Annotated in this window: 10 protein-coding genes; all 10 read right to left on the bottom strand. The window is 69.7% G+C overall.

The window, feature by feature from the left end; genetic code table 11:
• Window positions 1-66: 66 nt before the first annotated feature.
• The gene (locus M446_RS21090) at window positions 67-861 is read right to left on the bottom strand and encodes a biotin--[acetyl-CoA-carboxylase] ligase (protein ID WP_012334135.1); all 795 of its coding nucleotides are present in this window, start codon (window positions 859-861) and stop codon (window positions 67-69) included.
• 9 nt (window positions 862-870) lie between these two features.
• Window positions 871-2,319 (bottom strand): NADH-quinone oxidoreductase subunit NuoN, encoded by a 1,449-nt coding sequence (gene nuoN, locus M446_RS21085; RefSeq protein ID WP_012334134.1) that lies wholly within the window; start codon window positions 2,317-2,319, stop codon window positions 871-873.
• A 9-nt stretch (window positions 2,320-2,328) separates the two neighbouring features.
• A complete protein-coding gene (locus M446_RS21080; protein ID WP_012334133.1) occupies window positions 2,329-3,849 on the bottom strand; it encodes an NADH-quinone oxidoreductase subunit M in 1,521 nt (506 codons plus the stop codon).
• Between the two features lie 40 nt (window positions 3,850-3,889).
• Complete coding sequence (gene nuoL / locus M446_RS21075) at window positions 3,890-6,004, bottom strand: NADH-quinone oxidoreductase subunit L (RefSeq protein WP_012334132.1); 2,115 nt, start codon at window positions 6,002-6,004, stop codon at window positions 3,890-3,892.
• Window positions 6,005-6,060: 56 nt separating this feature from the next.
• Window positions 6,061-6,366, bottom strand: a complete 306-nt coding sequence (gene nuoK / locus M446_RS21070; RefSeq protein WP_012334131.1) for an NADH-quinone oxidoreductase subunit NuoK — start codon at window positions 6,364-6,366, stop codon at window positions 6,061-6,063.
• Window positions 6,367-6,478: 112 nt separating this feature from the next.
• Entirely contained in the window at window positions 6,479-7,099 is a 621-nt protein-coding gene (locus M446_RS21065) for an NADH-quinone oxidoreductase subunit J (RefSeq protein WP_012334130.1), read from the bottom strand.
• Window positions 7,100-7,325: 226 nt separating this feature from the next.
• Entirely contained in the window at window positions 7,326-7,814 is a 489-nt protein-coding gene (gene nuoI, locus M446_RS21060; RefSeq protein ID WP_012334129.1) for an NADH-quinone oxidoreductase subunit NuoI, read from the bottom strand.
• A gap of 22 nt (window positions 7,815-7,836) precedes the next feature.
• On the bottom strand, window positions 7,837-8,859 hold the full coding sequence (gene nuoH, locus M446_RS21055) for an NADH-quinone oxidoreductase subunit NuoH (protein ID WP_012334128.1): 1,023 nt from the start codon (window positions 8,857-8,859) through the stop codon (window positions 7,837-7,839).
• A gap of 20 nt (window positions 8,860-8,879) precedes the next feature.
• Window positions 8,880-10,961: an NADH-quinone oxidoreductase subunit NuoG gene (nuoG, locus tag M446_RS21050; protein WP_012334127.1), complete on the bottom strand. Its 2,082-nt coding sequence runs from the start codon at window positions 10,959-10,961 to the stop codon at window positions 8,880-8,882.
• A gap of 34 nt (window positions 10,962-10,995) precedes the next feature.
• On the bottom strand, window positions 10,996-12,297 hold the full coding sequence (nuoF, locus tag M446_RS21045; RefSeq protein WP_012334126.1) for an NADH-quinone oxidoreductase subunit NuoF: 1,302 nt from the start codon (window positions 12,295-12,297) through the stop codon (window positions 10,996-10,998).
• Between the last annotated feature and the right edge of the window lie 7 nt (window positions 12,298-12,304).

Below are 12,304 nucleotides of genomic sequence, written 5' to 3'. Positions count from 1 at the left end.
GGGCGCCCCGTCCAGTCTCGCTCCCGCGGCCGTCGTCGCCCGTCCGGCGCCGTCCCGGCCCCCGCCTCACGCCGCCGTCGCGGCCGAACCGAAATGCACCTCGCCGGCCGTGACCGTGCGGCGCGCCCCGTCGGGCAGGCGCAGGACCAGCCTCCCGCGCGAATCGATCGTCTCGAACGTTCCGGACAGCCGTTCCGATCCCGCCCGAACCAGCGCCGGCCCCTCCAGCCCCGCGGCGCGCGCGAGCCACGCCTCGCGGATCGCCGGGAAGCCGCGGCCCTCATCCCATATCCGGAGCCAGCGCAGCCAAGTTCCCGTGAGCTGCCGCAGCAGGCCCTCGGCCTCGGCGGGCCGCCCGATCGCGGCGAGCGAGGTGGCCAGATAGGGCAGTCCCTCGGGCGCGGCAGCCACGTTGACGCCGAAACCGACCACCAGCGCGGCGCCCCGCGGAAGCGACTCCATCTCGAGCAGGATGCCGGCGAGCTTGGCGCTCCCGGCGAGCACGTCGTTCGGCCATTTGAGGCGGAGCGGGGGGGAGCCCTCCCGGGCCGGCCCGCCGGCGAGGACCAGCGCCCCCTCCAGGCTCAGCCCGGCCACGAAGGCGAGGGTCGCGACCTCCTCGGGCGCGAGGCCGGGCGGCACCGGCCAGTACAGGCTCGCCGCGAGGTTGCCCTCCGGCGAGGTCCAGGTGCGGCCGCGGCGCCCCCTGCCCTCGGTCTGGCGGCGCGCCGCCACCCAGAGCGGCCCCGCGGCGCCCTCGCGGGCGCGCGCCATGGCCTGCGTGCTCGTCGAGCCGAGGGTGTCGTGCGCTTCGAGACGGTACCCCGCGGCCTCCGCCGCGGGGTCGAGGGAGAACGCCATGCGGTCGCGTCAGAACAGGGAGCGGGCGGCCGTCCCGGCCGCCGCCACCAGCGGGGCCGGGACGATCCAGAACAGGATCACCACCACGCTCGACGCGGCGAGCACGATCCGCAGGCCCGGGGCCATCGGCTCGTAGGATTCCTGCGGCTCGTCGAAGTACATCACCTTGACGATGCGCAGGTAGTAGTAGGCCCCGACCACGCTGGTCACCACGCCGATCACCGCCAGCGTGACCAGCCCCGCCTTGATGGCCGCCGCGAAGACGTAGAACTTGGCGAAGAAGCCGGCCAGCGGCGGGATGCCGGCGAGCGAGAACATCATCATGGCGAGGCAGAAGGCCAGCCAGGGATGGGTGCGCGACAGGCCCGACAGGTCGTCGATCGTGTCGAACATCCGGTTGCCGCGCCGCAGCGCCAGGATGATCGCGAAGGCGCCGAGCGTCATGGCGAGGTAGATCGCCATGTAGATGACGACGCCGCGCACGCCCTCCTCGGTGCCGGCGGCGAGCCCGATCAGCGCGTAGCCGACATTGCCGATGGAGGAATAGGCCATCAGGCGCTTGAGGTTGCGCTGGCCGATGGCGGCGAAGGAGCCCAGCAGCATCGACGCGATCGCGATGAACACCATGATCTGGCGCCACTCCTCGACCACGCCCGGGAAGGCGCCCACGAAAACCCGCACGGTCATCGCCATGGCGGCCATCTTGGGCGCCGAGGCGAAGAAGGCCGTGACCGGGGTCGGCGCGCCCTCGTAGACGTCGGGCGTCCACATGTGGAACGGCACCGCCGCGAGCTTGAAGGCCACGCCGGCCGCCACGAAGACGATGCCGAGCACGAGGCCGAGATTGACCTGGGTCTCGCGCAGGGCGGTGACGATGCCCGGGAAGGACACGCTCCCGGTGAAGCCGTAGACCAGCGAGGCGCCGTAGAGCAGCATGCCGGAGGACAGCGCCCCGAGGACGAAGTACTTCAGGCCGGCCTCGGTCGAGCGCACGTCGTCGCGGTGGAAGGAGGCGATGACGTAGGCGGCGAGCGATTGCAGTTCCAGGCCGAGATAGAGGCCGATCAGGTCGTTGGCCGAGGCCATGATCAGCATCCCGATCGACGACAGCACGATCAGGATCGGGTACTCGAAGCGGGCGATGCGCGCGCGGTTGAACAGGTCCTGGGCCAGCAGCAGGGCGGCGAGGGAGCCGATCAGGGTCAGCGCCTTCATCACCCGGGCGAAGGGATCGACCACGAAGGAGCCGTTGAAGGTGGTGACCTTGGCGGCGAAGGGCTGGGTCAGGACGCTGAACAGCGCGACGATCAGCACGATGATGGCGCCGACCGTGACGCCCTCCGCGGAGCGCTCGCCCCGGAAGGCGCCGTAGAGGATCAGCGCCAGGGCGCCGAGCGCGAGGATCAGCTCCGGCAGGGCCGGCCCGAGGGACGGCATGACGATCTGGGCGGCGTTCATCGGGGATCTCTAATGCGCGACCGGGAGCGCCGCGGCGGCGGTCTGGGTCGAGGAGAGGGCGGCCCGCAGGCCCTGCATCAGGGCCTCGGTGGAGGGGGCGAAGGTGTCGAGGATCGGGCTCGGGTGGAAGCCGTAGTAGATCGTCAGCACCACCAGCGGGGCGAGGATCGCCATCTCGCGCCGGTCGAGGTCGGCGATGTCCCGCAGGCTCGGCTTGTCGAGCTTGCCGTAGATCACCCGGGCGAACAGCCAGAGCGCGTAGGCCGCCGACAGGATGATGCCGAAGACCGAGAAGAACGACACCATCGGGTTGGCCCGGAAGGCGCCGAGCATCGACAGGAACTCGCCGACGAAGCCCGAGGTGCCGGGCAGGCCGACATTCGCCATGGTGAAGACCATCATGGCCACCGCGTAGAGCGGCATCCGGTTCACGAGCCCGCCATAGGCGGCGATCTCGCGGGTGTGCATCCGGTCGTAGATGACGCCGACGCACAGGAAGAGCGCGCCCGACACGATGCCGTGCGAGATCATCAGGAACAGCGCGCCCTGGATGCCCTGCTCGGTCATCGTGAACAGGCCGAGGGTGACGAAGCCCATATGCGCCACCGACGAGTAGGCGATGAGCTTCTTGATGTCGGTCTGCACCAGCGCGACCAGCGAGGTGTAGATGATGGCGACGATCGAGAGCGCGAAGACCAGCGGCGCGAACAGGTGCGAGGCGTCCGGGAACATCGGCAGCGAGACCCGGATGAAGCCGTAGCCGCCCATCTTCAGGAGGATGCCCGCCAGGATCACCGAGCCGGCGGTCGGCGCCTCGACGTGGGCGTCGGGGAGCCAGGTATGGACCGGCCACATCGGCATCTTCACCGCGAACGAGGCGAAGAAGGCCAGCCACAGCCAGGTCTGCAACCCGGTCGGGAACCGGTGCTGCAGCAGGGTCGGGATGTCGGTGGTGCCGGCCTGCCAGTACATGGCCAGGATCGCCAGCAGCATCAGCACCGAGCCGAGCAGCGTGTACAGGAAGAACTTGAACGAGGCGTAGATCCGGCGCTTGCCGCCCCAGATACCGATGATCAGGAACATCGGGATCAGGCCGGCCTCGAAGAACAGGTAGAACAGCACGAGGTCGAGGGCGCAGAACACGCCGATCATCGTGGTCTCGAGCACCAGGAAGGCGACGAAGTACTCCTTCACCCGATGCCCGATCGCGTGCCAGGAGGCCGCGATGCAGAAGGGCATCAGGAAGGTGGTGAGGAGCAGGAGCGGCATCGAGAAGCCGTCGACGCCGAGCTTGAAGCGGATCGACTCGGTCAGCCAGGCGTGGCTCTCGACGAGCTGGAAGGCCGCGGTCGAGGAATCGTAGCGCCCCCAGGCGACGAGGGAGAGCAGGAAGGTCGCCACCGTGGCGGCGAGCGCCGCCCAGCGGGCGTTGCGCTGCACCCCCTCCTCGTCGCCCTGCAGGGTGAGGATGAAGGCGGCGCCGACGAGGGGCAGGATGAGGAGGCCGGAGAGGATCCCGAGGCCGAACATCAGACGCGTCTCCGGTCGATGGGGAGGAGGCGGGCGGTCATCAATGGGCGCCGACGCCGTTCAGGAGGTACCAGCTCACCAGGGCGGCGACGCCGACGAGCATCACGAAGGCGTAGTGGTAGACGTAGCCGGTCTGCAGGCGCACGACGCCGCGGGTCACGTCGACCACCCGGGCCGCGATGCCGTTCGGCCCGAGCCCGTCGATGATCGCGCCGTCGCCGACCTTCCACAGGAACTCGCCGAAGCCCTTCGCCGGGCGCACGAAGATCCGGTCGTAGATCTCGTCGAAGTACCACTTGTTGAGCAGGAAGCGGTACAGCAGCGGCTGGCTCTCGGCGAGCTGGTTCGGCAGTTCCGGCCGGCGCAGATACATCCAGTAGGCGAGCAGGAAGCCGAGCACCAGCATCACGAAGGGCGAGGCCGAGACCCAGGCCGGGGCCTCGTGGATCGCGTGCATGATGTGGTTGTCGGGGGAATGCGCGAGGGCGCCCTTCCAGAACTCGTCCATGCCCTCGCCGATGAAGCGGTTCTTGAACACCAGGCCGGCGAAGACCGCGCCGAGGGCCAGCAGGGCGAGCGGGATCGTCATCACCCGCGGGCTCTCGTGCGGCACGTGGGCGTGGTGGTCGCCGTGATGCTCAAGGTCCGAGTGCGAGACGGGCTCGACGTCGTGGCCCTTGTCGTCGTGGGCGACGCCCTCGTGGTGGCCCGGCGCCCCATCCGCCTCCTGCGTGTGGGCGGCGACCGCGTGGTGGGCATCGCCGTGAGCGCCGCCGTGGTGGGCGTCCGCGTGGGCGTGCTGCCAGCGGGCCGGTCCCTCGAAGGTGAGGAAGTACAGGCGCCAGGAATAGAACGAGGTGAAGAAGGCCGCGACCACCGTCGCCAGGAAGGCCAGCACGTGGCCCGGCCGGGTCGACATGTAGGCCGCCTCGATGATCGCGTCCTTCGAGTAGTAGCCGGCCGTGAACGGGAAGCCGATCAGCGCCAGCGTCCCGATCGTCATCATCAGGCTGGTGAAGGGGATGTAGCGGCGCAGGGCGCCCATGTTCCGCATGTCCTGCTCGTGGTGCATCGCGTGGATGACCGAGCCGGCGCCGAGGAACAGCAGCGCCTTGAAGAAGGCGTGGGTGAAGAGGTGGAACACGCCGGCCGCGTAGGCGCCGACCCCGAGCGCCACGAACATGTAGCCGAGCTGCGAGCAGGTCGAGTAGGCGATGACCCGCTTGATGTCGTTCTGGACCAGGCCGACCGTCGCGGCGAAGAAGGCCGTGATGCCGCCGATCACGGTGACGACGGTGAGCGCCGCCGGCGCCGCCTCGAAGAGGGGCGAGAGCCGCGCCACCATGAACACGCCGGCCGTCACCATGGTGGCGGCGTGGATCAGGGCCGAGACCGGGGTCGGGCCCTCCATGGCGTCGGGCAGCCAGGTATGCAGCAGGAACTGCGCCGACTTGCCCATCGCGCCCATGAACAGCAGCAGGCAGGCGAGCGTGAGCGCGTTCCAGTCGGTGCCGAGGAAGTGGAAGCCCGCATCCTTCACCTCGGCGACGCGCGGGAAGATCCCGTCGAAGGCGACCGAGCCGAACAGCACGAAGACCAGGAAGATGCCGAGGGAGAAGCCGAAATCGCCGACCCGGTTGACGATGAAGGCCTTCATCGCGGCGGCGTTGGCCGAGGGCTTCTCGTACCAGAACCCGATCAGCAGGTAGGAGGCGAGGCCGACGCCCTCCCAGCCGAAGAACATCTGCACGAGGTTGTCGGCCGTCACCAGCATCAGCATGGCGAAGGTGAACAGCGACAGGTAGGCGAAGAAGCGCGGCCGGTGCGGATCCTCCTCCATGTAGCCCATGGAGTAGAGGTGCACGAGCGACGACACGCCGGTGACGACGACCAGCATCACCACGGTGAGCGTGTCGGCCCGGAACGCCCAGTCGACGACGAGGTCGCCGGCCGAGAACCAATGCGCGACCTGGATCCGGGTCGCCCCGTGCCCCTCCCCGGCCGTGACTTCGAAGAAGGCCACCCAGGACAGGAGCGCGGCGAAGAACAGGATCGAGGTGGTGACGACCTCGCTCGCCTTGGCCCCGATCCGGCGGCCGAACAGGCCGGCGATGAGGGAGCCGATGAGGGGCAGGAAGATGATCGCGTGGTACATGCTCGGGGTCCGGCCTCGGGGCTACGGCTCGGGGTTCAGTGGGGGCGGGGGAGTCCTCAGCCCTTCATCATGTTGACGTCCTCGACCGCGATCGAGCCGCGGTTGCGGAAGAACACCACCAGGATCGCGAGGCCGATCGCCGCCTCGGCGGCCGCCACCGTCAGCACGAACAGGGCGAAGACCTGCCCGACGATGTCGCCCAGGTGGGTCGAGAACGCGACGAGGTTGATGTTCACGGCGAGCAGGATCAGCTCGACGCACATCAGGATCACGATCACGTTCTTGCGGTTGATGAAGATGCCGAGCACGCCGAGCGTGAACAGGATCGCCGCGACCGTGAGGTAATGGCTCAAACCGATCATCTGTCTGCCTCTCGGCCGGGCTGCGGCCGTCTCGAATCAGCGTGCCGTCGCGGCGGCGCGGCGCCCCTTCCCGGCGCGGGAGAGGGGGGCCGGACCGTGCCCGGTCCCGCCGTCACACCTCGACGCCCTGGCGCGTCGGCACCTTGCGCAGCTCGACCGCCAGGGCCTGGGTGCGCGCGTTCTGCACCGCGATGTCCTGGCGCTTCACGCCGGGCCGGTCGCGCAGCGTCAGCACGATCGCGCCGATCATCGCGACGAGCAGGATCAGGCCGGCAATCTGGAAGAAGAAGAAGTAGTTGGTGTAGAGAACCAGGCCGAGCGCCTGCGTGTTGGTGATCTGCTCGCCGCCGGGCGCCACCGCGAGGGGCGCGTGGACGAGACCCGGATCGATCGCCCAGGAGCCGACCACAAGCAGGAGCTCGATCAGGAACACGGCGCCGATCAGCGCGCCGACCGGCAGGTAGTCCTGGAAGCCCTGGCGCAGCTCGGCGAAGTCCACGTCGAGCATCATCACGACGAAGAGGAACAGCACCGCCACCGCGCCGACGTAGACGACCACCAGGATCATCGCCAGGAACTCGGCGCCCATCAGCACGAACAGGCCGGCCGCGTTCACGAAGGCGAGGATCAGGAACAGGACCGAGGTGACCGGGTTGCGGGCGGCGATCACCACGAGGCCCGAGGCGACGGTGATCGCGGCGAAGAGGTAGAAGAAGGCGGCGGCTGCGGTCATGCGGTGAACTCACGCCGCCTCGCGGCGGTCTCCTGCCTGGTGCCGATGAGCGACCCCCGGTTCCCCGGCGGCCCGTCTATAGAACCCGCTCCCGCGGCGCACAACGGGAAAGCCCGCCGCGGAGGCGAATGGTCGGCGTCGCGCGGCGAATGGCGGGCGGGACGACCCTCCGGAGCCTCGGCGGGCGCCGCGTCGGCCCGTCGCCGCCCGCCGCTCGCCGCTCGCCTCAGCGATAGGGTGCGTCCGCGGCGATGTTGCGCGCGATCTCGCGCTCCCAGCGGTCGCCGTTCGCGAGCAGCCGCTGCTTGTCGTAGAGCAGCTCCTCGCGGGTCTCGACCGAGAACTCGAAGTTCGGGCCCTCGACGATGGCGTCCACCGGGCAGGCCTCCTGGCACATCCCGCAATAGATGCACTTCACCATGTCGATGTCGTAGCGGGTGGTGCGGCGGGTGCCGTCATTGCGGCGCGGCCCGGCCTCGATGGTGATGGCCTGGGCCGGGCAGACCGCCTCGCAGAGCTTGCAGGCGATGCAGCGCTCCTCGCCGTTGGGGTACCGGCGCAGCGCGTGCTCGCCGCGGAAGCGCGGCGAGCGGTGGCCCATCTCGAAGGGGTAGTTGATCGTCGCCTTCGGCTTGAACAGGTAGCGCATGGCGAGGGCGAACCCCGACACGAACTCCTTCAGCAGCAGGCTGCGGGCGACCTGATCGAGCCTCATCGCTCAATCTCCAATGCGGGGTTCAGGAGACCGGCGCGAGGCCGGTCACTTTCAGGACGAAGGCGACGACGAAGACCATGATGAGCGAGAGCGGGAGGAAGACCTTCCAGCCGAGCCGCATGAGCTGGTCGTAGCGGTAGCGGGGGACCATCGCCTTGACCATGGCGATCAGGAAGAACAGGAAGCTCGCCTTCAGGGTGAACCAGATCACGCCCGGCACCCAGGTGAACGGCGCGAAGGGGATCGGCGAGAGCCAGCCGCCCATGAACAGGATCGTGCCGAGCGCGCACATGGTGATGATCGCCACGTACTCGCCGAGCATGAACAGCAGGTACGGGGTCGAGGAATACTCGACCATGTAGCCCGCCACGAGCTCCGATTCGGCCTCCGGCAGGTCGAAGGGCGGGCGGTTCGTCTCGGCCAGCGCCGACACGAAGAACACCGCGAACATCGGGAACAGCCAGAGCCAGTACCAGCCGAAGATCCCGAGCGCGGTGTCCTGCGCGCGGACGATCTGGGAGAGGTTGAGGGAGCCCGCGCACATCAGCACGGTGATGATCACGAAGCCGAGCGACACCTCGTAGGACACCATCTGGGCGGCCGAGCGGAGCGCGCCCAGGAAGGCGTATTTCGAGTTCGAGGCCCAGCCGCCCATGATCACGCCGTAGACGCCGAGCGACGAGATCGCGAAGATGTAGATGATGCCGACGTTGATGTCGGCGATCGCCCAGTTATCCGCCAGCGGGATCACCGCCCAGGCCGAGAGCGCCAGGGTCGCGAAGCCGAACGGCGCCAGCAGGTAGAGCGCCTTGTTGGCGCCCGCCGGGATGACCGGCTCCTTGATCACGAACTTCAGCAGGTCGGCGAAGGACTGGAACAGGCCCCAGGGGCCGACCACGTTCGGGCCGCGCCGCAGCTGCACCGCCGCCCAGATCTTCCGGTCGGCGAGGAGCGCGTAGGCGATGAAGACGAGGAGCGCGACCAGCAGCACCACGCTCTTCAGCGCGACGAGGCCGACCGTCAGCAGGATGTCGGTGACGCTCATGGGGTGGTCCTATCGCGGTCCTACTCGGCGGCCTGGAGCACGCGCTCGCGGGCGAGCCCCGAGCATTCCGCCAGCACCCGGGAGGCGCGGGCGATCGGGTTGGTGAGGTAGAAGTCGAGGATCGGGCTGCGGAACGGCTCCCGGCCCGGCTCGCCGCCGAGGGCCGCGAGGCTCGCGAGCGCCGCGCCGGCGTCCTGCCCGGCGACCGAATCCAGCGCCGCGAGGTGCGGGTGGTCGGCGTAGAGGGCGCGGCGCAGCTGCGCCAGCGAGTCGAAGGGCAGGCGCTGGCCGAGCGGCTCCGACAGGGCGCGCAGGATCGCCCAATCCTCGCGCGCGTCGCCCGGCGGGAACCCGGAGCGGTTGGCGAGTTGCGGACGGCCCTCCGTGTTCACGTAGGTCCCCGACTTCTCCGTGTAGGCGGCCCCCGGCAGGATCACGTCGGCCCGGTGGGCGCCGCGATCCCCGTGCGTGCCCTGGTAGATCACGAAGGCGCCCGGGGCGACCTCCACCTCATCGGCGCCGAGGTTGTAGAGCACGTCGAGGGCGCCCAGCGCCGTCATCGCGGCGAAGTCGAGCCCGCCCTCCCCCGGCACGACGCCGAGATCGAGGGCGCCGACGCGCGCCGCCGCGACCTGCAGCACCCCGAAGCCGGTCCAGCCCTCCGTCACGGCGCCGATGCTCCGCGCGTAGGAGGCGGCCGCCGCCAGGATGGCGCGCCCGTCCGGGCGGGCGAGCGCCCCGATCCCGACGATGACGAGCGGGCGCTCGGCCTTGCCCAGCACCTCCGCGAAGCTGTGCCGCCCGGCCGCGAGCTCCGCCAGCGTCTCCGGGCCGGCGCCCAGATAGGTGTGCGGGTAGGTCAGGTCGGTGGGCTCGCCGATCAGCCCGACCGGCAGCGGCGCCATGCGCCAGCGCTTGCGCAGCCGCACGTTGAGGAGCGAGCCTTCGAGGCGCGGATTGGCCCCGACGAGCAGCACCGCGTCCGCCTGCTCGATCCCCGCGATGGTGGGGTTGAACGTGTAGGCGGCCCGGCCCCAGGCCGGATCGAACGGCGCGCCGTCCTGGCGGCAATCGAGGTTGCGCACATTGAGCGCCGTCATCAGGCGCTTGAGCGCGTAGGTCTCCTCCACCGAGGCGAGGTCGCCCACGATCGCGCCGACGCGCGCGGGGTCGGCGCCCTTGAGCTTGGCCGCGATCGTCGCGAAGGCCTCGGCCCAGCCCGCCGGGCGCAGGCGCCCGTTCTCGCGGATATAGGGCCGGTCGAGGCGCTGGAGCCGCAGCCCGTCCACCACGTGGCGGGTCTTGTCGGAGATCCACTCCTCGTTGATGGCCTCGTTCACCCGGGGCTCGATCTGCATCACCTCGCGGCCGCGGGCATCGACCCGGATCGCGCAGCCGACCGCGTCCATCACGTCGACCGACTCGGTCTTGGACAATTCCCAGGGCCGCACGTTGTAGGATTGCGGCTTGTGCACGAGGGCCCCGACCGGGCAGAGGTCGGCGACGTTGCCCTGCAGCTCGGAAGCCATGGCCTGTTCGAGGTAGGAGGTGATCTCCATATCCTCGCCGCGCCCGATGGCGCCGAGATCCGGCACGCCCGCCACTTCCGCCAGGAAGCGCACGCAGCGGGTGCAGTGGATGCAGCGGTTCATCGCCGTGCGCACGAGCGGGCCGATGTACTTGTCCTCGACCGCGCGCTTGTTCTCGCCGTAGCGGGTCGAATCGACCCCGTAGGCCATCGCCTGGTCCTGCAGGTCGCAATGGCCGCCCTGGTCGCAGATCGGGCAGTCGAGCGGGTGGTTGATGAGGAGGAACTCCATCACCCCCTCGCGCGCCTTCTTGGTCAGCGGCGACTTGGTCAGGACCTGCGGCGGCTCGCCGTTCGGGCCCGGCCGGCAGTCGCGCACGCCCCAGGCGCAGGAGGCCACCGGCTTCGGCGCGCCCTTCAGCTCGACGAGGCACATGCGGCAATTGCCGGCGATCGACAGCCGCTCGTGGAAGCAGAAGCGCGGGATCTCCGCGCCGGCCGCCTCGCAGGCCTGCAGCAGCGTGTAGTCCGGCGGGACATCGACCTCGGTGCCGTCGACGACGATCTTGGTCACTGTGGTGTCTCCAGGCGTTCGCCGCGCGCGCCGCTCACTCCGCGGCCATCGGCACGGGGTCGCTGTGCGGGTTGGCGCTGTAGCGGTCGATGCGCTTCTCGATCTCGGGTCGGAAGTGGCGGATGAGGCCCTGGATCGGCCAGGCCGCCGCGTCGCCGAGCGCGCAGATCGTGTGGCCCTCGATCTGCTTGGTGACGTCGAGCAGCATGTCGATCTCGCGCTTCTGCGCCCGGCCCTCGGCCATGCGCAGCATGACGCGCCACATCCAGCCGGTGCCCTCCCGGCAGGGCGTGCACTGGCCGCAGGATTCGTGTTTGTAGAAGTACGAGATGCGGGCGATGGCGGCGACGATGTCGGTCGTCTTGTCGAGCACGATCACCGCCGCGGTGCCGAGGCCCGAGCCGAGGCCGCGCAGCGTGTCGAAGTCCATCGGCGCGTCGGCGATCTGCGCGGCCGGGACCAGCGGCACCGAGGAGCCGCCCGGGATCACCGCCAGGAGGTTGTCCCAGCCGCCGCGGATGCCGCCGCAATGGCGGTCGATCAGCTCGCGGAACGGGATCCCCAGCGCCTCCTCGACGTTGCAGGGCCGGTTGACGTGGCCCGAGACGCAGAAGAGCTTGGTGCCGGTGTTGTTCGGCCGGCCGATGCCGGAGAACCACGCCGCGCCCCGGCGCAGGATGGCACCCGCCACCGCGATCGACTCGACGTTGTTGACCGTGGTCGGGCAGCCGTAGAGGCCCATATTGGCCGGGAAGGGCGGCTTCAGCCGCGGCATCCCCTTCTTGCCCTCCAGGCTCTCCAGGAGCGCCGTCTCCTCGCCGCAGATATAGGCGCCCGCGCCGTGGTGGACGTAGAGGTCGAACGGGTAGCCGTGGACGTTGTCCGGCCCGATCAGCCGGGCCTCGTAGGCCTCGTCCACCGCCCGCTGCAGGGCGTGCTTCTCGGCCACGTACTCGCCGCGGATGTAGATATAGGCGGCATGCGCCCCCATCGCGAAGGAGGCGAGCAGGCAGCCCTCGATCAGGAGATGCGGGTCGTGCCGCATAATCTCCCGGTCCTTGCAGGTGCCGGGCTCGGATTCGTCGGCGTTCACCACCAGGTAGTGCGGACGGCCGTCCGACTTCTTGGGCATGAACGACCATTTGAGGCCGGTCGAGAAGCCGGCCCCGCCGCGCCCGCGCAGGCCCGACTTCTTCATCTCGTCGATGATCCAGTCGCGGCCCTGCTCGAGCAGGAATTTGGTGCCGTCCCAGGCGCCGCGCCGGCGCGCGGCGTCGAGGCCCGGGGAGTGGAACCCGTAGAGGTTCGTGAAGATCCGATCCTGGTCGGAGAGCATGGCGTCG

The organism is Methylobacterium sp. 4-46 (genome assembly GCF_000019365.1).
Classification (GTDB): domain Bacteria; phylum Pseudomonadota; class Alphaproteobacteria; order Rhizobiales; family Beijerinckiaceae; genus Methylobacterium.
Note: the sequence above shows the minus strand (reverse complement) of the source record. Positions and strands in the feature narration are given on the sequence as shown.

Excerpts from the sequence above, each read along its gene's own strand:
- M446_RS21090 (WP_012334135.1), bottom strand. The coding sequence starts at position 861 with ATGGCGTTCTCCCTCGACCCCGCGGCGGAGGCCGCGGGGTACCGTCTC.
- nuoN (WP_012334134.1), bottom strand. The coding sequence starts at position 2,319 with ATGAACGCCGCCCAGATCGTCATGCCGTCCCTCGGGCCGGCCCTGCCG.
- M446_RS21080 (WP_012334133.1), bottom strand. The coding sequence starts at position 3,849 with ATGTTCGGCCTCGGGATCCTCTCCGGCCTCCTCATCCTGCCCCTCGTC.
- nuoL (WP_012334132.1), bottom strand. The coding sequence starts at position 6,004 with ATGTACCACGCGATCATCTTCCTGCCCCTCATCGGCTCCCTCATCGCC.
- nuoK (WP_012334131.1), bottom strand. The coding sequence starts at position 6,366 with ATGATCGGTTTGAGCCATTACCTCACGGTCGCGGCGATCCTGTTCACG.
- M446_RS21065 (WP_012334130.1), bottom strand. The coding sequence starts at position 7,099 with ATGACCGCAGCCGCCGCCTTCTTCTACCTCTTCGCCGCGATCACCGTC.
- nuoI (WP_012334129.1), bottom strand. The coding sequence starts at position 7,814 with ATGAGGCTCGATCAGGTCGCCCGCAGCCTGCTGCTGAAGGAGTTCGTG.
- nuoH (WP_012334128.1), bottom strand. The coding sequence starts at position 8,859 with ATGAGCGTCACCGACATCCTGCTGACGGTCGGCCTCGTCGCGCTGAAG.
- nuoF (WP_012334126.1), bottom strand. The coding sequence starts at position 12,297 with ATGCTCTCCGACCAGGATCGGATCTTCACGAACCTCTACGGGTTCCAC.